General features: G+C 55.7%; 22 protein-coding genes. 11 read left to right on the top strand and 11 right to left on the bottom strand.

From position 1 onward, the window contains the following. Window positions 1–5 precede the first annotated feature (5 nt). Complete coding sequence (locus ACR0DY_RS03910; RefSeq protein WP_480897835.1) at window positions 6–440, top strand: c-type cytochrome; 435 nt, start codon at window positions 6–8, stop codon at window positions 438–440. A 338-nt stretch (window positions 441–778) separates the two neighbouring features. Here ACR0DY_RS03910 and ACR0DY_RS03905 read toward each other — a convergent pair whose 3' ends face one another. From ACR0DY_RS03905 to ACR0DY_RS03880, 6 genes are all read right to left on the bottom strand, one after another. Beyond that, window positions 779–1438: a DUF2461 domain-containing protein gene (locus tag ACR0DY_RS03905; protein ID WP_480483826.1), complete on the bottom strand. Its 660-nt coding sequence runs from the start codon at window positions 1436–1438 to the stop codon at window positions 779–781. Window positions 1439–1450: 12 nt separating this feature from the next. Beyond that, window positions 1451–1795 carry a TfoX/Sxy family protein gene (locus ACR0DY_RS03900; protein ID WP_480897833.1) on the bottom strand — a complete coding sequence of 115 codons (345 nt, stop codon included), beginning with the start codon at window positions 1793–1795 and terminating at the stop codon, window positions 1451–1453. Beyond that, window positions 1795–2016: an MAPEG family protein gene (locus tag ACR0DY_RS03895; protein WP_480487245.1), complete on the bottom strand. Its 222-nt coding sequence runs from the start codon at window positions 2014–2016 to the stop codon at window positions 1795–1797. Before ACR0DY_RS03895 ends, ACR0DY_RS03900 begins: the two co-directional genes overlap by 1 nt. Before the next feature lie 24 nt (window positions 2017–2040). After that, window positions 2041–2427: a VOC family protein gene (locus ACR0DY_RS03890; protein WP_480483829.1), complete on the bottom strand. Its 387-nt coding sequence runs from the start codon at window positions 2425–2427 to the stop codon at window positions 2041–2043. A gap of 68 nt (window positions 2428–2495) precedes the next feature. Further along, window positions 2496–3731: an RNA polymerase sigma factor gene (locus ACR0DY_RS03885; RefSeq protein WP_480487247.1), complete on the bottom strand. Its 1236-nt coding sequence runs from the start codon at window positions 3729–3731 to the stop codon at window positions 2496–2498. A gap of 3 nt (window positions 3732–3734) precedes the next feature. Beyond that, window positions 3735–4106: a YciI family protein gene (locus tag ACR0DY_RS03880; protein ID WP_480483831.1), complete on the bottom strand. Its 372-nt coding sequence runs from the start codon at window positions 4104–4106 to the stop codon at window positions 3735–3737. Between the two features lie 209 nt (window positions 4107–4315). Between ACR0DY_RS03880 and ACR0DY_RS03875 the strand changes: the two genes are divergently transcribed. Next, complete coding sequence (locus ACR0DY_RS03875) at window positions 4316–6556, top strand: HEAT repeat domain-containing protein (protein WP_480492737.1); 2241 nt, start codon at window positions 4316–4318, stop codon at window positions 6554–6556. Between the two features lie 99 nt (window positions 6557–6655). On the opposite strand, the gene ACR0DY_RS03870 is transcribed toward ACR0DY_RS03875, so the two are convergent. Further along, the gene (locus tag ACR0DY_RS03870) at window positions 6656–7561 is read right to left on the bottom strand and encodes a LysR substrate-binding domain-containing protein (RefSeq protein ID WP_209598847.1); all 906 of its coding nucleotides are present in this window, start codon (window positions 7559–7561) and stop codon (window positions 6656–6658) included. 178 nt (window positions 7562–7739) lie between these two features. Between ACR0DY_RS03870 and ugpB the strand changes: the two genes are divergently transcribed. From ugpB to ACR0DY_RS03845, 5 genes are all read left to right on the top strand, one after another. After that, window positions 7740–9050 carry a sn-glycerol-3-phosphate ABC transporter substrate-binding protein UgpB gene (ugpB, locus tag ACR0DY_RS03865; protein WP_480483833.1) on the top strand — a complete coding sequence of 437 codons (1311 nt, stop codon included), beginning with the start codon at window positions 7740–7742 and terminating at the stop codon, window positions 9048–9050. A gap of 63 nt (window positions 9051–9113) precedes the next feature. Next, the gene (gene ugpA, locus ACR0DY_RS03860; protein ID WP_209505975.1) at window positions 9114–9995 is read left to right on the top strand and encodes a sn-glycerol-3-phosphate ABC transporter permease UgpA; all 882 of its coding nucleotides are present in this window, start codon (window positions 9114–9116) and stop codon (window positions 9993–9995) included. Window positions 9996–10015: 20 nt separating this feature from the next. Continuing rightward, window positions 10016–10852, top strand: coding sequence for a sn-glycerol-3-phosphate ABC transporter permease UgpE (gene ugpE / locus ACR0DY_RS03855; protein ID WP_267365578.1), 837 nt, complete (start codon window positions 10016–10018; stop codon window positions 10850–10852). Window positions 10853–10855: 3 nt separating this feature from the next. After that, a complete protein-coding gene (gene ugpC / locus ACR0DY_RS03850) occupies window positions 10856–11911 on the top strand; it encodes a sn-glycerol-3-phosphate ABC transporter ATP-binding protein UgpC (protein ID WP_480546164.1) in 1056 nt (351 codons plus the stop codon). Further along, on the top strand, window positions 11911–12846 hold the full coding sequence (locus tag ACR0DY_RS03845; RefSeq protein WP_480546163.1) for a glycerophosphodiester phosphodiesterase family protein: 936 nt from the start codon (window positions 11911–11913) through the stop codon (window positions 12844–12846). The genes ugpC and ACR0DY_RS03845 overlap by 1 nt, the downstream gene beginning before the upstream one ends. Before the next feature lie 73 nt (window positions 12847–12919). Here the strand turns inward: ACR0DY_RS03845 and ACR0DY_RS03840 are convergent, their stop codons facing one another. Together ACR0DY_RS03840 and ACR0DY_RS03835 are read right to left on the bottom strand one after the other, a co-directional pair. Beyond that, the gene (locus ACR0DY_RS03840) at window positions 12920–14605 is read right to left on the bottom strand and encodes a tryptophan halogenase family protein (RefSeq protein WP_480897831.1); all 1686 of its coding nucleotides are present in this window, start codon (window positions 14603–14605) and stop codon (window positions 12920–12922) included. A 65-nt stretch (window positions 14606–14670) separates the two neighbouring features. Then, window positions 14671–16197 (bottom strand): malonate--CoA ligase, encoded by a 1527-nt coding sequence (locus tag ACR0DY_RS03835; protein WP_480897829.1) that lies wholly within the window; start codon window positions 16195–16197, stop codon window positions 14671–14673. A gap of 280 nt (window positions 16198–16477) precedes the next feature. Here ACR0DY_RS03835 and ACR0DY_RS03830 point away from each other — a divergent pair, with 280 nt between their 5' ends. From ACR0DY_RS03830 to ACR0DY_RS03820, 3 genes are read left to right on the top strand one after another with little or no spacing between them, the layout of a single operon-like run. Beyond that, on the top strand, window positions 16478–18004 hold the full coding sequence (locus ACR0DY_RS03830) for a DUF4153 domain-containing protein (protein WP_480897828.1): 1527 nt from the start codon (window positions 16478–16480) through the stop codon (window positions 18002–18004). 13 nt (window positions 18005–18017) lie between these two features. Next, entirely contained in the window at window positions 18018–18710 is a 693-nt protein-coding gene (locus ACR0DY_RS03825) for a response regulator transcription factor (RefSeq protein WP_209505965.1), read from the top strand. Next, window positions 18695–20227, top strand: a complete 1533-nt coding sequence (locus tag ACR0DY_RS03820) for a sensor histidine kinase (protein ID WP_480483838.1) — start codon at window positions 18695–18697, stop codon at window positions 20225–20227. Before ACR0DY_RS03825 ends, ACR0DY_RS03820 begins: the two co-directional genes overlap by 16 nt. Window positions 20228–20593: 366 nt before the next feature. Here the strand turns inward: ACR0DY_RS03820 and ACR0DY_RS03815 are convergent, their stop codons facing one another. Further along, the gene (locus ACR0DY_RS03815; RefSeq protein ID WP_480483839.1) at window positions 20594–21151 is read right to left on the bottom strand and encodes a DUF3604 domain-containing protein; all 558 of its coding nucleotides are present in this window, start codon (window positions 21149–21151) and stop codon (window positions 20594–20596) included. Next, entirely contained in the window at window positions 21148–22008 is an 861-nt protein-coding gene (locus ACR0DY_RS03810) for a DMT family transporter (protein WP_480483840.1), read from the bottom strand. The genes ACR0DY_RS03815 and ACR0DY_RS03810 overlap by 4 nt, the downstream gene beginning before the upstream one ends. Window positions 22009–22124: 116 nt before the next feature. On the opposite strand from ACR0DY_RS03810, the gene ACR0DY_RS03805 reads away from it, so the two are divergent. Next, complete coding sequence (locus ACR0DY_RS03805) at window positions 22125–23513, top strand: aminotransferase-like domain-containing protein (protein ID WP_480483841.1); 1389 nt, start codon at window positions 22125–22127, stop codon at window positions 23511–23513. Window positions 23514–23586: the final 73 nt, after the last annotated feature.

Genomic DNA, 23586 nt, shown 5'->3' with positions numbered 1-23586 from the left:
TAGAGATGAACAATCACCTTTGCGCACTGGCTATATGCAGCATTGGTACGAGCCTTGCTGCAGATCATGAGTTGATAGATAGAGACCTAGCGAATGGGCAGGAACTCTACGCAGTGCACTGTGCCTCATGCCATGGAGTGAATCTGGAAGGACAACCTGACTGGCAAACACCCAACGATGACGGGGTGTTGCCCGCGCCACCACATGACGTGACAGGGCACACTTGGCACCACGACAACCAGTTACTGTTCGAGTACACCAGACTAGGTGGGACAGACGCATTGGCAGCACGCGGCATTAAAGACTTCAACAGTGGTATGCCGGGTTTCGAGGGCACGCTGACTAACGAAGATATTTTGGACGTGCTGGGTTACATACGCTCCACATGGCCCGACGATGTTCAGCAAATGCAGGCCAGCCGCAACCTTCCCCACCAGTAAAAGACAGCTGGCCTCGTAAAGGTTTGGACGTACACAGTACACCGTAGCAGGTTGTGCAACTTCAAGTGTGACTTCAAGAGAAGCCACAGTGCAAACAAGAAATCTACAATAGTATTTACGATCAGTGTATCAGGCGTTCGGCGGCGTTTCCCGCAGGCTCCACCATATCCAAACAGAAAAAACAGAGGGCAAACACTGGAGCGGCGTGGCACACAGGTGCGACCCAAAATGAAGCTGCATACTTATCTCTCACTTTTCAGACACAGCGTTGAACGATTGAGGTCGGCACCTTGGCGATATCCATCGAGCCTATGTTCCCCGCATATGGAAAGATGGGGTTACTCGACCCGAGAAAGCAGCAGAAAAACAGGTAAGAGGTCGTCGAACAATTCTATAGTTCTTTCAATGAGGTTTGGTTCGATTGCAAAGGCGGGATTTCCCAGATCCGTCCAGACGGTAAAGCCTTTGCGGCGCAATGCTTCTTCATTTGGATGATCTTTGTCAAAAGCGGAGGGAACACGTTTCAATTCAGGATCCCCGACCCGGAATCCACGCTTTCGCATCTCAGCGGCAAGCTGTATCACCACTGCCCCCTTGGGGCCTGCCATCTCTGTTCGAAAGGCATCCAACGCTTCCTTTTCGTACTGAAACACCCCGCAGCCAAGCGCCAGATCGTCAGGTGAGAGCCCAAAGAACCACATCGGTGGCTGATCCGCATTCCCGTCAGGGATAAACGCAATATGCAGGTGTGCGTTGTAAGGTGTTTTGTCCTTGGAAAATCGGACATCCCGATGAACACGAAAAATCTTGCTGCTGTGGGTCTGGCCAGTCAGATCACGCAAGGCATCCGCCATGTTATCCGCGAAGTGCCTGCTGGCCTCCTTCAAATGGGTCTCGTAAACTGCCTTGTTGGCTGCAAACCATTCCTTCGTGTTATTGGCCCGCAAGTCCCTTAGAAAACCAAGCGCTGCGGGTGAGAAACTTTCAAATTTGGCCATTGATTTCTCCGTTCAGTCTTTCGCGGGAAGGGCTGCGGCGTGTTCGAGACAAAGGTGTAACCAGCGCAGCAAAGCGGCGTCATCGCAATCACTCTCATCCACGCGGATAAAACCACCCAGTTTGCGTGCGCCGTGAATCACTTCCTGAGCCTCAGGGTCCGCCAGCGCAATGCTTTCGTTGTCCTTGCCCACCCGGAACATGAAACGGCCCAGCCCGTCGTTATGCCGCCGCGCCCCGCACAGCATGTTGCCGTTCAAGAAAAAGCAATTGCCACCCATCATGCGCTTTTCTGAAATGCCCACATGCGCGGCCAAAGCGTCACGAATGCATGCGTTGAGGGTTTCATCCACCGGCATCAGCTGGATGCCTCAGGCTGCCGGTGGATCGACGGCGTGAACGAAACATATTCGACGAAGTTTCCATGTGACCGCATTACGCGCAAGAGCCTGTTGCCCCCATCCCATAACGGATGGATACCCGCCCTGGACCGACGCAGGCCAAAAGCAGTCGCCAGTGGAACGGTTACCCAGACAAATACCGCCGCAATAACCTGCACGATGTGCGAATATTGTTCCATCTGCGCCCTCCTTTCAGGCAGTTCTCAGGGTCTCATGCTTTCATAAGTGATCAATGCAAAGCGGGCACCTTGCGGGTCGTTCAGCGTGGCCATGCGCCCGACACCCGGCATATCCATCGCGGGTTGAAGAACTGTGGCGCCTTTGGCTTCGGCCTTTGCAACACTCGCATCCACGTCGGCCACTGTGAAGAAGATCGTCCAGCTTCCACGCTCTTCCGGCATTGGTGAAAAGCCTCCGATAGCGGTCTCGCCCACAACTGCGGCCGAATAACTTGACCCATCCTGCATCGGCATATCGCTGATCGTCCAGCCCAGCACATCCTGATAAAAGGATTTGGCCTTGCTCTGATCCGGCCCGGAATGCCCGATCCATCCTGAATTTCCGACAGCCGTCATCTCAAGTATACTCATGGGTACCTCCGTTGGTTACGCCCGCCACATACGGGTCTGACCCAAGGACGTATGAGGAGTGTGTTTTCCTACAGGCCCTCCAATTCTTCTTTGCTAATTTTGATTTTTTCGTTGATCACGTCGCATTCCAACGCGGTGGGAGAAAGCGCCAACACGGTTTCAAAGGCGGAAATGGCGTCTTTATGATCCCCCGCTTCTTGCAAAAGGCCACCTCGCATCGCGTGAAACCAACGATAGTTGGACAGCTCCTGTGACAGAGGATCCATTGCCTTCAAAGCATATTGTGCGCCGTGTAGCTTGGCCTGTGCGGCAATCTGGTTGAGCCGGATCACAGGTGTCGGCTGCAATGCGTAAAGGGCGGCGTAGTGGCTTTCGATTAACGCCCAGTTGGTTTCTTCGGACGAGGTTGAACAGGCATGTGCCTGGGCGATTGCAGCCTGGATGACATAGACCCCGCGGTGGCCAATCCGCTGGGCTTTTTGCAACAGGGATGTAGCCTCAGCGATATTCGAGCGATCCCAAAGATCGCGGTTCTGATCGTCGAGTGCGACGAGCTTGCCTTCCGCGTCAATCCGGGCCCGGCGCCGGGCGTGTTGAAACAACAACAGCGCCAGCAATGCGGCCTGCTCGCCCATTGCAGGGAACAATGCGGCAAGAAGGCGGGCAAGCCGGATCGCTTCTTTGCACAGCGTGAGCTTGATTTGCTGCGGCCCGGCCGAGGTCGACCACCCTTCGCTGAACATCAGATAAACCATTGTCGAGACTTCGCCCAACCGGGCTTGTCTTTCAGCCGGGCTTGGCGTTTCAAAGGCGACCGGGTTATTTGCTATTTTCTTTTTGGCGCGGGTAATGCGCTGTTCCATGGTCTTGGACTTGACCAGAAATCCGCTGGCGATCTCATCGACGCTCAGCCCCGCGACCACCCGCAAGGCGATGGCGATCTGATCCCGCCGGTCCAGTTCCGGGTGACAACAGATGAACAGCAAGCGCAGGACATCATCCCGCATCTCGTCAGGGTCGGGTGTTTCCGCCGGCATCGGTTGAAACTCCTCTGCGTGGCGCGACAGGATTGCCGCGCGCCGCCGGGATTTGCGTAAATCATCCAGACCCGCATTCCGAGCCGTGGCCAGAAGCCATGCCAATGGATCACGAGGCGCCCCGTCCTGAGGCCAAACCGCCAAGGCTTTCAGGCAGGCGTCGGCAAAGGCCTCCTCTGCGGTGTCCAGATCCCGAAAAGCCCGCGTCAGGGCAGCAATGGCGCGCGGGCGTTGTTCAGCAAATGTGGCCTCCAGCCAGTCTGACATGATCTATTCCGACGATATGGCACCCCCGGCCCAGGCCACAGGCCGAACTTCCAGCCGCGCGACCGGTGAAGAGATCAGTTTTGCATGTTCCAACGCTTCTTCAAGATCTTTGAAATCAGCGGCGTAAAACCCAAGGAAGTTTTCCTTGGTCTCGGAAAACGGACCATCGGTGATCAGGGGGGCAGCACCTTCGGACGCCGCCGGTTCGACCATTACCGCTGACGTTGGCGGCATCAGTTTTATCGACACAAACTCTCCGCGTTCCGACAAAACCGCTTGCAGGGCGCGATGGCCTGACATCACTTCGTCCTGGCGATCTTTCGGCAATGCCTCGAACACGCCCGGTTCCCCATAAATTGTGATTGCGTAGATCATTTTCGCCTCCATGCGTTGGTCGCATTGTGCAAGGACGCGCGACGCCATGCAAATCCGACAACACGCAGAGCCGACAGATTGCCCAGACCGCTTTTGTCTAAAAACCCAGCAGTCCGGGCTTCCATTGCCATCCAGATAACAGGTCGGGGGATTTCAAAAACCGGAGCAAAACCGGTACCTTGAAAACCGGTTCCCAGAAAAATGGCTAAATGGTAGGCTGCGAGACTATGGAAAGCCGGCCAAATCGTCGATTAGCAGCCATCTTAGCCGCCGATATCGCAGGCTATTCAAGATTGGTTGGCTTGGATGAAGAAGGCACCATCGACAAGCTGCGCCGGATCCGCGCTGAAGTTATCGAGCCCTTGATCGCCGGGTATTCAGGGCGCATTGCGAACACAGCCGGTGATAGTTTTCTGATCGAATTCCCCAGCGCAGTCGATGCGGTTCGCGCTGCAGTCGAGATACAGGCCGAACTGTCGAAAAGAAACTCGGATACCGAACCTGATCGCGCAATCGTTTTTCGGATCGGTTTGAATGTCGGCGATGTCGTCTCGAACGCCGATGACATCCTGGGTGATGGTGTCAACGTTGCCGCACGGCTTGAGGCGCTGGCAGAACCTGGGGGGATTATCGCCTCGCAGGCGATTGTCGGATACGCGCGCAACAAGGTGCCCTTCGCCTTTACGCCAATTGGCCCGCAATCCGTCAAGAATATCGCGGACCCCATTGAGGCGTTCCGCGTCGAAACAGATGCGTTGACCCCGGCGGTAAAGCAAAAAACGAAGAAAGCGCCGCGTTTAATGAAGCTAGCTGCAATCCTGATCGTGTTGGGCGCGACCGGGTATATCGGGACAAAGACATGGGAAAAGGGTCAGTTGCGCGCTTCTGAAGCACAGATGGCTTACCCTCTGCCGGACCTGCCCTCGATCGCCGTGCTTCCCTTGACGAATTTCACCAGCGACGCGTCCAACAAGATGTTGATAGATGGCGTTTCCGAGGATCTGATAACGGACTTGTCCCGCATATCAGGGTTATTTGTCATCGCCGGAAACACATCCTTTGCATTTCAGGACCGCGACATTGATGTGGCAGGTTTTGCCGAGAAACTGGGCGTTCGCTATGTCGTTGATGGAAGCCTTAGACGTAGCGGAGAAGGTTTTCGGGTCAACATCCGCCTGACGGACACGTTGAACGGCAGATTGATCTGGGCGGAACGTTTCGACGGTGAAATCGATGAGATCTTCGACCTGCAAAACAACATTGTACTGGCGATTGCGCGCGAGTTGGATGTCCCGCTCGACACGCAAAGCCGGATTGCTATCGAAAACATAGAGACTGAAAAGATCGAGGCGCGCGAAGCGTTCCAGCGCGGGTGGGCGCTTTATTCACGCTTCAATGAACAGGACAATCTGGCCGCAATTCCGCATTTTGAGCGGGCTGTCGAGTTGGACCCGAATTATGCGCGCGCCTGGGCGATGTTAGCTATGGTACATTTGCGACCGCACATCTTCCACCACTGGTCAGGCTTTGCGAATGCTGAAGAGCAGATGCATATCGGGCTGTTCTATAAATACTACCGTGAACTGACGCATCAGGACACCTCGCTTATCCACGTCATCAGGGCAATAGTCGCTCTCAACCTTCCGGACTGGGACAGCGCCGAGGGTGTAAGTCGGGGAACAGAAGAAGCGAGACAAGAAGCCGCGAAAGCCATTGCCCTGCAACCAAGCGACCCTGAAGCGCATGTGACAATGGGATGGGCCTTGATCGCGGGTGGCGAGCCAGAAGAAGGGCTGGCATTTGTACAGGCTGCAATGCGCCTCGACCCGGAATACCCCAGCCACTACGCGCTATTTCAAGGTGCTGCGCTGTTTGCGATGAATGATCTGAAAGGTGCAGAGGCCGTTATTAGGTCTGAGCTGGACCGAAACCCGCAGGCAGTTGAGTTGATGCCATTTTCAGCGTCGGTTCTGGCCTTGAATGGCGATCGAAGCAGCGCGCGTGCAATGATCGAACAATGGCAGAATGGAAAAAACGAGAAGGTTCTGGGCGAAGCGGTGCGCGATTATTTCTTTATCGTGCGATGGATCGGCGAGCATCAGCATTTGAACAATCGCTTGAAAAACGGCCTTCAATTGGCCGCGCTTCCGCCGAGCACGACAGTTGCGAGCCTCAAAGCTGATCTGATGCGCGGAGATGCCAAGGAACAACGTGACGCGGCTCAGTCTTTGGCGCTCTTTGGAGCTGACGCAGCCCCAGCCGTTCCGGAACTGATCATGCTGTTGGGCAGCCCTTCGGTTTTTGTCAGAAAAGAAGCCGCCAACGCATTGGGTGAAATCGGCGGGAAAGCATCCCCCGCTTTGCCTGCATTGGAAGCAGCCGCAGACGGGTCTTTGTCGGGTAGATTTGCCGCCCGAGCCATTGAACAGATACGCGGAGCCTCACAATAACGACGACTTTGGGCGTATTCGATCCCTTGGCTCCTGCTTTTTCTGGAGAGTGTTGGCTGGAAACGCGGGCAGGTATCCTTCGTCCCGGTGACCGCAGCCTCACGCAAGTGTTCTGAACGCATTCAGACTTTCGCTGAAATGCTCGATGAACTCCAGTGTTATCAAAGACGGCTGCTTCAGAACCGGGCGTACCAGCGAAAGTGTATGCGGCAAAAACGGCTTGAATGGCCTGTAGCTTAGCCCCCGGTCTGTGTAATGGACAGCGTCCAGTTCGCTGACGATTGAGACACCAACGCCTTTTATGGCCAATTCACATGCCGCCGTGAATTGCCGGACTTCGATATGAGAGTTGAGTGTAACATTGGCCTGCTGAAATGCCTTCGAAAGCCGTCCGAAAAAGTCGCTGTCGCGCCGCGTATGTATGATGTTCTCATCTGCAAGATCGGATGGCGTCACCTCCGAGAGGTTCTCAAGCGCGTGATTTTTCGGGAATACGCAAACCGTGCGCACATCTACATTTCTGCTTTCGACCCCCGGATGACCGTTAAAGCCATCGGTGATTCCAAAGTCATATTGTTCGCCAACCATCCATTCCAATATCCGTTCCGGCCTGTCCGGTTCGATCGTCATGGTGACACCTGGCCGGTCTTTCAGAAAACTTGCCACAACATCCGGCAGATGGCTGGTGGCGAAACCGGGCAGGCAGGCGACGCGGATATGCCCGGCTTTACGCTGTGTGATATTCTGACTCGCGTCCGATATCTGCTTCATCAATTCCAGGACACGGTCCACGCTGGGTTGCAGATAGCGAACTTCCTGGGTTGGCACCAATCGCCCTTTGCGGCGATCAAAAAGTTGAAAACCAAACGATTTTTCAAGATCCGACAGCAACCTGCTGACAGCTGGTTGGCTCACCCCCAAATCGGCGGCCGCTGCTGTGACCGAACCATTGGTGGTCACCGCCATGAGTGCTTCCAATTGCCGAATTCTCAAAGTTTGTCTCATTGCAGACCCAGTTCCGCTTTTTTATTCACACTGTATAACATTGTATTATGTTTTTTGCCAATAAGTAGGGCTTGAATTATATTTCTGTAACGGTAACGTCGTGAAATCGTCATGTGTGTCGAATACGCGTTGCAGTCGGTACTCAACGAAGCATCAAACCTGATGCATGGGAGGAATCATGAAAAAGAATTTGCTTGGCGCTCTTGCCGTTACAACTGCCTTGTCCCCCTTGGCGGCAATGGCACAAACCGAAGTTCAATTCTGGCATGCCTTTACCGGCCGCCTTGGCGAACTTGTCAAAGCGCAGGTTGAAGAATTCAACGCCGGTCAGGATGAGTTTGTCGTGGTCGAAAGCCACAAGGGCAACTATTCAGAAACCCTGAACGCTGGCATTGCCGCTTTCCGTGCTGGCGAACAGCCACACATCCTGATGGTTTTCGAGGTTGGCACCGCAACGATGATGTCAGCAAAAGGCGCGATCAAGCCGGTCTACGAAGTCATGGCTGAAAGTGGCGCGTCTTTTGATCCCGATGCCTATATCGGCGCGGTGAAGGGTTACTACACCACCACCGACGGTGATATGTTGTCGCTGCCGTTCAACTCGTCCACGCCGGTCTTGTGGGTCAACCGCGACGCCATGCAGGCGGCAGGTGTTGATCCTGATACTGACCTGTCAACTTGGGAAAAAGTCGGCGATGTGCTGGAGCAACTCAAAGCCGGAGGCGAGGACTGCCCGCTGGTGACGGCATGGCAAAGCTGGATTCACCTGGAAAACCTGTCAGCCTATCACAACGTTCCGTTTGCATCGCAGGACAATGGTTTTGCCGGTCTGGACACAGAACTGATGCTGAACGGCCCGGTACAGGTCGCGCACCTGAGCGCCATGGGTGACTGGGCCAAGGATGGGAAATTCATCTATACCGGTCGCAGAAATGAAGGCGGCGCAAACTTCAGGGCCGGAGAATGTGCCTTGTTCACCGAAAGCTCGGCCGGGTATGCCGGGATCAAAGCCGAGGCCGAGTTCGACTTTGATGTGCGCCCGCTGCCGTATTGGGAAGCGGTCACAAGCGAGCCTCAAAACACCATCATCGGCGGTGCATCCCTATGGGTGATGGAAGGTCATGATCCCGAAGAATACAAAGGCGTTGGCGAGTTCCTTAGCTTCTTGTCCTCGTCCGACGTTCAGGCGGCATGGCACCAGAATACCGGCTATCTTCCGATTACCGCAGAAGCCGGTGAAGCGACTCGTGCGGCCGGTTTCTATGATGAAAACCCGGGCACCGATATCGCTGTGATCCAGATGACCGCGAAAGAGCCGACAGCAAATTCGAAAGGTCTGCGTCTGGGATCGTTCGATCAAATTCGCGGTATAATCGATGAGGAACTTGAGGCCATCTGGGCCGGTGAGAAAACTGCCCAGGAAGCCATGGACAGCGCAAAAGAACGCGGTGACGCGCTTCTGCGCAGGTTCGAATCGGCGAATCAATAAACCTCTGAAATCCGGTGCGGGCTCGGCAGAGCCCGCATCCACTTTTCCCGGCGGGTCATCAGGATGGAAAAACGCGTCACATTCCGCGGCTGGCTGTTGCCATTGGCGCTGATCGCCCCACAGGTCGTCATTTCTGCCGTATTCTTCTTTTATCCCGCTGCACAAGCTGTGTGGCAGTCGCTGTTCATCCCAGATCCGTTCGGGTTGTCGTCCAAGTTCGTCGGTCTGGGCAATTTTGAATTTCTGCTAAGCGACAAGTTTTATCGCGCATCCTTTGTAACCACGGCCGTGTTTTCGACGCTTGTTACGCTCTGCTCCATGATCCCGGCCCTGTTTCTGGCAGTCATTGCAGATCGGCTGATCAAAGGATCCGGAGCTTATCGGACGCTGCTGATTTGGCCTTATGCAGTCGCACCGGCGGTTGCGGGTGTGCTATGGCTGTTCATGTTCAACACGCGCGTCGGTGTCGTGTCGTGGTATCTTGGACAGCTGGGCTATGACTGGAACCACGTCTTGAATGGCACCGAGGCGATGGGGCTTGTGGTCGTCGCTTCGGCCTGGGGGCGCATCAGTTATAACTTTTTGTTCTTCTTCGCCGCACTCCAGTCGGTTCCGCGGTCGGTCATCGAGGCCGCAGCGATCGATGGCGCACGGTTCTGGCGCAGGTTTTTCACGATTGTCCTGCCGTTGCTGTCACCGACAGCGTTTTTCCTGCTTGTAGTGAATGTGGTCTATGCGTTCTTTGAAACTTTCGGCGTAATCCACACAATCACCGGTGGCGGTCCGCAGCAGGCCACGACCATTCTGGTTTACAAAGTCTTTTCAGACGGGTTCGTCGGTCAGGATCTGGGCTCGTCTTCGGCGCAATCGGTCATTTTGCTGATTGTCGTCGGCCTTCTGACCGTCATTCAGTTCAAGTACGTGGAAAAGAGGGTGCATTACTGATGGCAGCCCAACAGCACGGAATGGTCGAAAAGCGCGGAGCGGGTATCTGGCTGACACATGCCCTGATGATCCTTGGCGTCCTGGTCATCTTCTTTCCGATTTGGCTGGCATTTGTCGCCTCAACCGTTACCCAGCCGGAAGTTGTATCACCACCCATGCCGCTTTTGCCGGGTGATCAGTTCTGGGAGAACTACAAGGCAGCCTTGTTTTCCGGCGTGAATGTCCCCGTCGCAACGATGCTGTTCAACAGCCTTGTGATGGCCATCGGGATCGCAGTGGGCAAGATCGTCATTTCACTGCTGTCGGCATTTGCAATCGTCTATTTCCGCTTTCCCGGTCGAACAACGTTCTTTTGGCTGATCTTCCTGACCCTTATGTTGCCGGTCGAAGTGCGCATCGTTCCGACATTTGAGGTCGTGGCCGGGTTCGGCATGCTCAACAGCTATTACGGGCTGATCTTTCCGCTGATCGCCTCGGCCACGGCGACCTTCCTGTTCCGTCAGTTCTTTCTGACAATCCCGGACGAGCTGGCCGAAGCTGCGCGTGTGGATGGTGCCCGGCCTATGCGGTTTTTCATCGATATCGTCGTACCGATGAGCCGGACAAACATCGCGGCACTGTTCGTCATCCTGTTTATCTATGGGTGGAACCAGTATCTGTGGCCGCTGCTTATCACCACCGACCCTGAAATGAACACCATTGTGATGGGCATCAAGCAGATGTTCCCGTCTGGCGATGATGTAGCTGATTGGCCGGTCATCATGGCAACCTCCATTCTGGCGATGATCCCGCCGGTCATCGTGGTGGTGTCGATGCAAAAGCTTTTTGTCCGCGGCCTTGTCGATAGCGAGAAATAGAAAATGGCAACAGTAACCCTGGAGAATGTCAAAAAGAGCTTTGGCCCGACAGATGTCATACATGGCATCGACATCCACATCGAAGATGGCGAGTTCATTGTCATCGTTGGCCCTTCGGGCTGCGGAAAATCCACGCTGTTGCGGATGGTGGCAGGGCTTGAGACCGTGACCGCGGGTGAAATCCGGATTGGTGCGGAACGGGCCAACGAAAAAGAGCCGATGGATCGCGACATTGCCATGGTGTTCCAGAACTATGCGCTCTACCCGCATATGTCGGTCCGGCAGAACATGGGTTATGGCCTTAAGATCGCAGGGTTGCCCAAGGCTCAGATCGATCAAAAAGTGACCGAGGCGGCCAGGCTATTGCAGCTTGAACCATTGCTGGATCGCAAACCCAGGCAACTGTCAGGCGGCCAACGACAGAGAGTGGCTATGGGTCGCGCGATTGTCCGCGAACCTGCTGTGTTCCTGTTTGACGAGCCTCTTTCGAACCTGGATGCCAAGCTTCGCGTGCAGATGCGGCTTGAGATTCGTGAGCTTCAGGAAAAACTGGGGATCACGTCGCTTTATGTAACCCACGATCAGGTTGAAGCCATGACAATGGCCGACAGGATGATCGTCATGAACGGCGGTATCGCCGAACAGGTAGGCACACCGCTAGAGGTATACGAAACACCAAGAACCCTGTTTGCGGCGCAGTTCATCGGCAGCCCCGCGATGAATGTCTTTGAGGCCCGACGCGAAAACGGAACCGTCATGATTGGTGGGGTCGCGGTTGGTTCGTCGCAGGGCCCTGATACTGCCTTCAAACTGGGGGTACGACCCGAGCATCTATTGCTGGATGACAATGGCCCGATTGACGCCATGATTCAGATGGCTGAACCACTGGGGGCAAACACGCTGTTGCACGGTCAACTGACCGGCTCGGGCGATCCGATCACGATCAGCCTTCCGGGCGTGCACCCGATTGAAGGCCGACATCCGAACATGCGGTTTTCTGTGTCCTCAAACCATTTGCATCTGTTTGACCGATCTACCGGTGAAAGGCTGGAAGGCTGATGGCGTTCCCTCAGGTCGAGGCTTTCCGGGGGGGCGACAATCTGATCCGCATCGTAGGCCACCGGGGTGCGCGAGGTGTGTTGCCTGAAAACAGCATGGTTGGTTTTGACTTTTCGCTGTCCATTGGCGTGCCGCTTCTGGAGTTTGATGTTGTCCTCACGGCTGACGACATCCCCGTCATAACCCATAATCACCGGCTGCACGCCCCCAGTTTTCGCGATGCTGACGGCCAGTTCTTGACCGGGGAAGAGCCGAAGGTTTCAACTCTGACGTTTGAGCAGATTCAGAAGTTCGATATCGGGCGGTTGGATGGGAATTCTGCCTATGGTCGGCGATTTCCAGATCAGGCGCTAATGGATGGCGTTCGCGTTCCAAGACTACTTGACCTGCTGGATCTGGTGAGTGACCCCCAACATAGCGATGCCTGTCTGATGCTCGAGCTGAAATCGGACCCCGATTTGGCCCATGACGCGCGCTACAGAGAGACGTTTGTCAGTCTTGTCCTGCAAGAGGTTCGTTCCAAGGCGCTGTCGTCGCGTGTGGTGCTGCACAGTTTCGACTGGAATCTGTTGGAAGAATGTCAGCGGCAAGCGCCGGATATACCATCTTCTTATCTGACCCAGCTTCCCGAAAACGCCGAGGATGTAGGGGAGGATTCTTCCAAAGCAGTCTGCCCGGATTTTCGCGGCCGCGAGGGCGATATTCCGCGATTGGTCAAGCAAGCGGGCGGCTCACTGTGGTGCCCGTATTATGCGGATGTAACTGCTGAAAACGTCGAACGGGCCAAGGATTTGGACCTTTGCGTTGCGGTCTGGACGGTCAATGACCCTGAAGCTATTGCCAGTATGATCGACCTGCGTGTGGATGCCATTGTTTCTGATTATCCGGGTCGGGTTCAAAGGCACTTGTCAGACCGGGGTATGAGCTGGCGCTAAATCGTCCTGAAGGCCGGGGCTGAATGCCACGCCCTTCAGTTTATTAAATTTCCTTCGTAAGAGCAGAGAACCGTTAGAACAGTTGCAAATCCTTCGCGCCGCTTTGGATTTCAGCAAAGTTCGGCATGTTCTGGATCGTAACAGGTGCGGGTTTCGTGCCCGGCATCGCAACCGTCGGTTTCGCCACGTTCGCCATTCCAAAGACCGGTTTTTCCAGCTCACCCCGGATATCGCGCAGCAGCGTTTTATGATCCGGCATCACTTTGACTATCTGCGCAAGATCCTCTTTCGCGCGCTGCATGCCCTGGAACCAGATCACTTTCTTCAACGGCCGCAAACGATCTCGTATGCCGGTACCGTAACCCGTATCATAGACCTGTTTGCCCAACAGAACCGTCTGATAAACGCGATGGTCAAACAGCGTGGCAAATTCCACATCGTGATCCATCGGCAGACGGTGCTGCCACAACTCCAGATTCTCGGCCAGCCGATCCGGTATCTTCATCTCTGTCCGCGCGTCGATCCAATAGGGATCATCCTTTCGGTTGCCCAATCGGTAGTGCAGGCAGATGAATTCCAGAACCTCGTTATAAAGCTTGTCCATCTGCCGGTTGTATCTTGCCCGCAGTGAAGGGGCGACGTCGCGCGTCGGCAAGTGTTCTGCAAACCAGCGTACTGCGTGGTCAATCATGTGGATCGCGGTACTTTCCAACGGCTCGATAAACCCGCCTGACAGACCGATTGCCACACAATTCTTGACCCAGGCATTGCGCACGCGCCCGACGCGCATCGGGATGATCCGCGGCGTCAAACCCTTGCCGCTGTCACCCAGCCATTCAAGATATTCGTCGGCCGCCTGATCATCCGTTCGATGCGCCGAGGAGAACACATAGCCCGTACCCACTCGATTGTAGAGCGGCACCCGCCACGTCCACCCTGCGCCCAGCGCGGTCGACCGCGTGAGGCTTTCGATTTTATTGGGATTGCGGTGTTCGACCTGCAACGCCATGGCGCGGTCATTGGGCAAATAGTCCGAATAATCCAAAAACGGCTCGCCCAGTGCCTGATTGATGATCAGGCCGCGGAACCCGGTGCAATCGATGACCATTTCGATGTCATGACGTCCTGCCCGCTCCAGCATCAGATGGCTGACGTTGCCTTGTTCATCCAGCTCGACCTTCTGTACCTCGTCCTGGATATGCTCGACGCCGCGCTTTTTGCAGACCGTGGTAAGCATACCCGCAAACTTCACCGCATCCAGATGATAGGCATAGCCAAAACGCTGTTCAAACTCGGGCTGACCCAGCTGCCGCGCGCCTTTGCACAGACGTCCCAGATGATCGTGGGGCGAGATGGACTGTGTAAAGTCCCTCTCTCCATTGCCAAAGCGCAGGAAATACTCGGCGGCGTCCAACCCTTCCAGCATCTGGCCATGGGCAAAGGGGTTCACGTAATCGATGCGTTTTCCTTTGGGGTCTTTGTTCCAGTTGCAGAACTTCACACCCAGCTTGAAGGACGCGTTTGTCTCGCGGAAAAAATCCCGTTCGGAAATGCCCGCCTGACGGAGCGTGACCGGCATGCGCGGCACCGTAGCCTCACCCACACCTACAGTCGAGATATTGGGGCTTTCGATCAGGCAGATATGTGGTCGGTCTTTTGTTGCTGAAGTGCGTGAAAACACCATGTCCAGGATCAACGCGGTCATCCAGCCTGCCGTGCCGCCACCTACGATGGTGATTTTGCGCAAACGATTGTTCATATTCTTCTGTCCCCATTGGTTTTGAGGACTATATCAAGTTTCCGACGCTTATCTAGGCTCTGCCATTATGTGCCTTGTGACCCGGCTTTGAACATGTCCCTGAACTGGTCACGCAAGATGTTCTTTTGGACTTTTCCCATTGTATTGCGGGGCAATTCATCCAGTTGAATAAGCGTGCGGGGATGTTTGAACCGCGCCAGGCTGTCGCGCACTACTTCCATGACCGCGTCGAGATCCGGAGACTGCCCGGGTTCGGCAACAATCAGGCCCAGCACGGTTTCACCGAAGTCGGGATGCGGCACGCCGATCACTGCGCTCTCCAGAACACCGGGGTGGCTGTCCAGAACCAGCTCAATTTCCTTGGGGTAGATATTGTAGCCACCCGAGATGATCAGGTCCTTGTTGCGCCCGACGATATGGACATACCCATCTTCGTCGACCCGTCCCAGATCACCGGTGATGAAAAACCCGTTTTCGCGCAGCTCGGCAGCCGTCTTTTCCGGCATCTGCCAATATCCCTTGAACACGTTTGGGCCACGCACTTCGATCTCACCGATTTCACCCTTCGGCAAGGGGTCGCCGACTGCATCGCATATCTTCAGTTCGACCCCCGGCAAGGGAAACCCGACCGTGCCCGCGCGACGTTCGCCGTCATAGGGGTTTGAGGTGTTCATATTGGTTTCAGTCATGCCATAGCGTTCTAGGATACGATGCCCGGTACGCTCCTGGAATTGTGCATGGGTATCCGCCAGCAATGGGGCCGAACCCGATACGAACAAGCGCATATGTTTGGTCAGCTCGCTGGTAAAACGCGCGTCTGCCAGCAGGCGCGTATAGAAGGTCGGAACGCCCATCATCGACGTAGTGTCGGGCATCCTGTTAATGATCTGATCAGGGTCGAATTTTGGCAGCCAGATCATGCTTCCGCCGACAGCCAGAATGATATTGGTGGCCACAAACAGCCCATGCGTGTGAAAGATCGGCAGCGCGTGCAACAGAACGTCTTCCGACGTGAACCGCCACTCTTTGACCAGTGTCCGTGCATTGGACAACAGGTTGTTCTGGGTCAGCATCGCGCCCTTTGAACGTCCGGTGGTGCCCGACGTATAAAGAAACGCTGCCAGATCCTCACCATCCCGATCCACAGTCGCAAAGCTGTCTGGCATTGCTGCCGCCAGATCCATCAGCGAGCCCGAGCCATCCGCATTCAGCGTTTCCACCCTGCCCCCAAAACGCTCGGCAATCGGGGTCAGTTGGTCTTTGCTTCGGCCATCGCAGACAACAAGTGACGCGCCGCTGTTTTCGATGAAATACGTCAGCTCGTCCACGGTATAGGCGGTGTTCAGCGGCAGGAAAACCAGACCGGCCTGCGCGCATGCTGCGTATAGCGCCAGCGCCTCAGGCGATTTATCGACCTGAGCCGCAACCCGGTCCCCGGGTTTTAGGCCCAGTTGCGTGGCCACATGGGCGATCCGGGCGGCTGTGCTCAGAAAGTTTTGATAGGTGACGGTCGTCCCGTCTGTCAGGTGCAGGAAAGCCGTATCTTTGTCGGCGTGAATGCCAAACAGATCATCATAGAGAGGGTTAGCCATGTTCGATCCTCCGTTTCCCCAGCCATAACGGCGAACCGCTTCTCAGGGGAAGGTTCAACTGTGTCACACTGCGCTTTTGCTTGCAGTTCAATGTCTGGACACGTCGCATTTATTGCGCGGCGCGAGTTGCAGCTCGGAAATCGTGGTTGGTAATGCCTTTCACCGCCTCTGCACATTTTCTGCACGAAAGCCCCATGAAGGCTGCGGATACGTCGCGCCAAAGATGCAAGCGCCGCAGGCAATCTGCCGGGAAAGGAAACCTGCAAGCAGGAGACAGGACATGAGGCAGGAACTGACAATTCGCGGCGTGCCGGACAGCATCGAGCTGGACGCGTGGTGGCTGGGAAAGATGGACGAAGCCCCCCGATGGGGAGGCAACAGACGACAGCAGAGTGGCTCTCTGATGTCCACGCTGAAAATGCGCCATGCGATCCCGCTTCTTGCATCGCTGGTTGCGCTTGCAGATTGGTTGTTTTGGGAACAACCGCTAGGCATTTCTGTCTCAGTCTTCGCGCTGGTCTTGTCCGCCGCGATCATGGCGATGAAACCCCGGCGGGCGACTGCAACGGAATGGCTCATAGCCGCCGCATTTGCCTTGTTCACCAACCTGCCGGTGGCCATCGATTTGCAGCTTCTATCTTTATTGTTCAGCCTTGCTGGTTTGGTCAGTCTGGCCACCTGGGCGCTATTCGGTCAGGCCGTAAACGAACGTCTGCTGCTGCGCTCCGCCCTGCGCCTGCCTTCCATCGGCGCGACGCTTTTGCTGCGCGACACATGTCGCACCGCAGTGGCCGCCGATCTTGGGTCCGACAGCCGCCGCCACGCAGCATCGCTGGCCTTGCCCCTGCTATTGGGTACGGTCTTCCTTGCGTTGCTGGCCGCCGCCAATCCGGTGCTGGAAGACCTTCTGGCCGAGCTGGACCCAAGTCTCCTGTTCGAAGGGTACTTCTGGCTGCGACTTCTGTTCTGGAGCGTGATGGCCTCGCTGCTGTGGCCGTTCCTAAACCTCAGCGAACTATGGCTGGGCGGCATTGCCCGCCCCGCCACCATGCCAAAGACAGGCCCAAGCCGGGCCGCATTTCTGATCAATCCAATCTCGGTGCGCAATTCGCTGTTACTGTTCAACCTGATGTTCCTTGTACAAACCGTGATGGACCTTGGTATCCTGACCGGGGGTGTATCCCTGCCTCAAGGGATGAGCTATGCCGCTTATGCCCATCGGGGCGCTTATCCGCTGGTGGTTACGGCCCTGTTGGCGGGCGTATTCACTCTGGTCACTCACAGCATGATCGGTGCGGACCGGACGTTGCGCATTCTGATCTACACGTGGTTGGCGCAGAACGTGTTCCTGGTGATGACAGCTGCTATCAGGCTGCATCATTACGTCGACGCCTATGCGCTAACCTATTTGCGGGTGGCCGCCTTTATCTGGATGGCACTGGTTCTCACCGGATTGCTGCTGACCGTGGTGCAAATCCATCGCGGCTTCGATACAATCTGGCTTCTGCGGCGTTGTTTTGCAGCGCTTCTGGTAGTCTTGTATACTTGCAACTTTGTGAATTTCGCATCAGTCATTGCCAGCTATAATCTGAGCCACGGCAGCGCTCTGATGCAACAGGACACTGGTTACATATGCAGCCTTGGTGCTGATGCTTACCCAGCAATCCGTGATCATGAAACCAGAACCGGACAGCAAGTCTGTGACGCGTGGATGCGATATGATCTGAAAAAGGATGCAATCACCAACTGGCGCGAATGGGGCTTTCGGAGATGGCGGATACAAGCCTATTATCGGCAGCAGAGTTGAAGGACCCCATTTGATGCCTGCACGCATTCTTGTTGTCGACGATGATCCGGATATCCTTGAGGTAACAAGGTTCGCGATTGAAAAGGCAGGCTATGCGCCACTTCTGGCCAGCGACGGCCTGACCGCGCTTGATACAAACCGCCAGGAAAGCCCCGATCTGATCGTGCTGGATATCGGGCTGCCCGAAAAGGATGGTCTGGAAGTATGCAGGGAAATCCGCAAATCCTCGGACGTGCCGATCCTGTTCCTGACCGCCCGCGATGACGAGGTCGACCGTATCGTCGGGCTGGAGCTGGGCGCCGATGATTATCTGACGAAACCCTTTTCCCCACGCGAATTGGTGGCCCGGATCAAGGCCATTCTGAAACGCAGCGCTCCGACACCTGCCCAGCCCGATCCAGTGTTGTCGCAAGGCAGCCTGCACCTGGATGCAGAGCGTCACCTGTGCAGGTTCGCTTCAACGCCCGTGACGCTGACCGGTTCGGAATTTCGGCTGCTGGCAACTCTGATGGCCCGTCCCGACCGTGTTCTGTCAAGGGCGCAGCTGATCGATGCGCTTTACGGCTACAACATCCACGTCTCGGACCGCACCATTGACAGCCATATACGCAATGTCCGTGCCAAGCTGGCCCAGGCCGGCTGTGCCGAAGGGATCGTGACCATTCACGGTGTCGGCCTCAGGATGGGTGCATGCACGCCCGGCTGAACCGCAAATGGCGCCCCAGATTGTGGACCATCGTTCTGCTGGTGCTGGGCATTGTCCTGTGCCTGCCCTTTGCCGGGCTGATCCTGTTCCGTTTTTACGACAGTCAACTGGTGCAACAGACCGAAGAAAGCCTGCTGACACAGGCTGCGGTCATGTCAGCGGCGTATGCCGAGCTTTATGCAGATGCAGCCGGGATCAAGCCGCCCCGCCCGAGTGCAATCTCAACCGAGCACGCGGTGTTTCCATCGCTGTCGGTCAATCGCGAAACGGTTCTGCCGCCGCGCCCGGACGCGCGACCGGCAACCGTTCGACCCGGTTCGGTTTATCAGGCCATCGCCGCCCCACTTAGCCGCATCGCCAACGCTGCCCAGGCGCAAACCCTTGCGGGTTACCGGATGCTGGACGTCGATGGGAACGTGTTTGCCGGTACTGCGGAAATCGGCCAAAAGCTGGGCCATGTTGACGAGGTTCGCGAGGCCCTTTCAGGGAAAACCGTCTCGGTCGCGCGCACCCGCGTGCGAGAGGATGCAACGCCTGCGCTTTATACCCTCAGCCGCGGTGCCCGCGTGCGCGTTTTCGTGGCGATGCCAGTGTTCGTGGATCAGACCCTTATCGGGGCGGTTTACCTAAGCCGTACCCCGAACCATATTTTCCGCTTTCTGTACGGCGAACGTTTCAACCTTGCCAAAGCCGCGGCATTTGTTGCTTTGTCCACGGCGCTAATCGGGTACGTGTTCTGGCGGTTCATCACCCGGCCGATCCACCTGTTGATCCAGCGCAGCCAGATGGCGGGCCACGGTGGTCAGGCATGGGAACCACCAGACCAGCTTGGCACGCGGGAAATTGCGGATCTGAGCCAGAGTTTTCAATCGCTGACGGAACGCTTGCAGGACAAGCAGGACGGATTGAAAACGTACACCGCCCATGTCACCCACGAGCTGAAGTCACCCCTCACCGCCTTGAAAGGCGCGGCAGAGCTGCTGCGCGACGATGATTTGTCACCAGCGCAGAAACACCGCCTGCTGGACACTGTGGACAAGGGCGGAAAGCGGATGGAGGATCTGCTGGCCAACATGCGCGCCTTCAGCCTGGCCGATCAGAGCGCCATTAACGGTACATGCTGTCTGAACGACATCACTGATCAGGTCGTCCAGACTTTCCCCGCGCTTGCGATCAAGACTGAGAACGATCACCTGCCCTTGCCCGTCGCGGCACCCACCCTGCACATCATGCTGACACATATGCTTGAGAACGCTCAGCAACACGGCGCGCAGAATGCCGTGCTGACAGCCTATCAGGTCGACGGTGTCATCTGCCTAAAAATCGCAGATAATGGCGCCGGTATCAGTGAAGGGAACAAGGACAAGGTTTTGCAGCCCTTCTTTACGACAAAAAGAGAGGCCGGTGGCACAGGTATGGGCCTGAATATTGTCAAAGCGACCATGGAAGCAATTGGTGGGCAACTCAGTGTTGTGCCAAGCAACCAAGGCGCTTGTTTTCTTCTGATTTTTAATTAATCGGGCGCGCAAGCCGCCTGTAAAAGGGGCAACATTCGCTGTTCAGAAGCTCGGAGGTTCTGTCTATCGAACCGCAGTCGCAGACTTTGCGCTTAGCCGCCATTCGCTCTGACACCGCTGCGCGTTTTGGCACATCAATGTCCGAGTGGCGTCAACTTTGCTAAGGATTAGTTCGGGTTGATCACCAAAAGTGAGACAGGTCCGACGCTTTCCAAATGGCTCTTTCCGAACGCCGCCGCCAGCATATTGTTCAGGTTGTGTCGTGTCTTTCCACCGAGACCTGTTTTCGCACGAGAGGCGGTACCACTCTCAACCGCACCATCGAACAGTCGATCGCGTTATTTTCAACCCAAACTTGGCAATCAGTCAGCCTTGCGGCGTGTACCAGATTGGAGACGTGTAGGCACGCTCCTGCTGCGAAGTAGGAGCGCCTTCAGGGATGTCGATACCGTAGCGGTATGCGTCGTAGACGTACCAGGGTGGTGTCGGAATCTCGAGCACACGCGCGTAATAGAAAGCCGGGCGCGCCGGGTCGAATTCAGGATCAATCCAGATTGTCGCAAGTTCCGCGGCACCAATGGTGTTGGTCCAGGTTGCGGAAGCAACATCCACAGTATCACCAACGGGCGGAACCTTTCCGTCGCTGCCAGTTTCGCGTTCGTCTGACCAGGCGACGTCAAAGACTTTCTCATCGGTCGTCCCGTCCTCATTGAGCCAACCTTTCACGATTTGCACGCGGTCGAGGTTAGCGCCAATTGGATCACGAAGGGCTGCCACCATGAACCTTGGTGCCTGTGCACCTTCGGAGGGGGCCCTAAGGTCGGCACCCATCGGTACGCCTTTTGCATATCCAACCGTCGCCGGAATGCGGGCTGCGACCGCGGCTTCCGACTTGGGCAGTGGATGGCAGGAGTGGGCCGTCACGCGAAACGCTTTGCCCCCGCAACGCAAATCACCACAAAGATCGTGACACTGATCATGGATGGCGCAACGGGCTCGGCGAGCAAAAGAGCCGCAAGAGTCAAACCGAAGAACGGCTGAAGAAGCTGAAGCTGTCCAACGCCTGCTGTGCCGCCAAGTGCAAGGCCACGATACCAGAATATGAAACCGATTAGCATCGAAAAGATCGAGACGTAGCCTAGACTGAACCAGACCGGCAAGGTCAGCTCGTTTAACGTGGGTGGCCATGTCAGAATCGCGAAAGCAGCCATAATAGGTAAGGATAGAACCAGCGCCCAGGAAATCACCTGCCATCCGCCCAATCGGCGCGACAACTGCGCTCCCTCAGCATAGCCCAACCCGCATGCCACGATCGCCGCTACCATAAAGAAACCGCCAATGAGCGAACCGCCAGCGCCTTGGGAGAGCGCGAAACCAACGACGGCGGAGCTGCCAAGGATTGAGAATACCCAGAACAACGCGGTCGGACGCTCACCACCACGCAGCACGCCAAAAGCAGCGGTGCTCAAGGGCAATAAGCCGATAAAGACGATCGAATGCGCAGCTGTGATGTGTTGCAGTGCCAGTGCCGTCAAAAGCGGAAAGCCGATCACCACACCGAAGGCAACTACAACAAGAGAAATCAGATCCGTGCGCAAGGGTCGCTTCTCTCTGAAAAGGGCCAACAAGAAAATTGCAAGAACCGCCGCCAGAACCGCACGGGCTGATGTCAGGAAGAGCGGGTCTAGGCTACTTACAGCCACCCGCGTGGCGGGTAGTGATCCGCTGAAGATCAACACACCGAGTAGTCCGCTGCCCCAGCCAGAAAACGAGGAGTTCATAAAGAAAGATCCCTTTTGGGACCTTGTAGCTGGAGTGGTGGGAAAAATGCAGATACAAAGCGATACAATTCACGTAAACTGTACTGTTCATCAGTCCCATACAAAGGCAATCTTATATGGCCGTTGCAACCCGTAGAGCTCTTGTGATGGAACACATAACGCGTCTCATCCGATCGCGGGCACTGGGTGCGGGTGAAAAACTTCCCTCGGTCCGGGGCCTCGCAACGCGCTTGGGCGTGTCACCTTCGACAGTGGTTGAGGCCTATGATGTCTTGGCTGCAAAAGGAGCTATTTTTGCTCGACGCGGCTCAGGTTTCTATGTGTCAGACCGCGTACAGCCGTTCGAGGTTTCACAGACCGGGCCGCTGCTTGAGCGCGAGATTGATCCGCTCTGGGTTGCGCGACAATCGATTGACGCCAGCGAGGGCATGGCAAAGCCTGGATGTGGCTGGATGCCTGCCGATTGGATGCCTGTCGAGTCGCTCCGGCGAGCGATGCGCCGAGTGGCACGTGGCAACGACAATATGCTTACAGATTACAGCTGTGCACAGGGCCATTCTGGTCTGCGCCAGCATGTGGCACGAATGCTGTGCGACCAGAACATAGAGGTAGATCCCGATACTGTTTTGCTCACCAATTCCGGATCGCTGGCGCTGGACTTGATTTGTAGATTGCTTCTCAAGCCCGGTGATACCGTTTTGGTAGATGATCCTTGTTATTTCAACTTTCAGGCCCTTCTAAGAGCGCACCAGATTTCCATTGTCAGTGTGCCCTACACGCCTATCGGCCCCGACCTTGCCGCATTTGAAAACGTGCTTTTGAGAGAGCGCCCACGGCTCTACCTGACCAACTCGGCATTGCACAACCCAACGGGCGCGACACTCACTGCAGCGACTGCACACCGTGTGCTGTCTTTGGCCGAAACCTATGATTTGCAGATCGTGGAAGATGCTATTTTCTCTGAGTTCGAACCTGATCTTTCGCCAAGGCTGGCTTCACTGGATGGGCTGAATAGGGTTCTCACGATTGGGAGCTTCTCCAAAACCCTTTCTGCATCGTTGCGATGTGGATACATAGCAGCGCGCCCTGACTGGATTGCGTCTCTGACTGAGCTTCAGGTTGCGATCAGCTTCGGAGGCCCCAGCCCAATGGTGACAGAATTGCTACATTCAGCGCTCACTGATGGCAGCTATCGCAAACACATGGAGGCGCTTAGGGACAAATTGGATCGCGTCCGCGCGCGTTCAATCGAAGAATTAAATACGCTGGACATAAGGCCTTTCGTGAAGCCCAGAGGTGGATTTTATCTATGGTGCGAACTGCCCAACGGGCAGGATGCTGCTGCGATGGCGCGAAAAGCTCTTAAGAAAAATGTTGTTTTGGCACCCGGAAATGTCTTTAGCCCAACTCAATCAAAGAACTCGTTTCTACGTTTTAACGTAAGCCAGATGGCCGGAAAGACACTATCGCAAGTACTTCGTGATCTGATGAGTGACGCTCAATAAGAACGTCTGCTTCAAGGAACGGTCAAAGACTTTGCCCCTCTAGGTAAATGTCCGGTTAGGGCCGCAAGGAGTT

This window comes from Ruegeria sp. O6 (assembly GCF_056535045.1).
The sequence above is the reverse complement of the archived record's forward strand: the minus strand, read 5'-3'. Positions and strand labels throughout refer to the sequence as shown.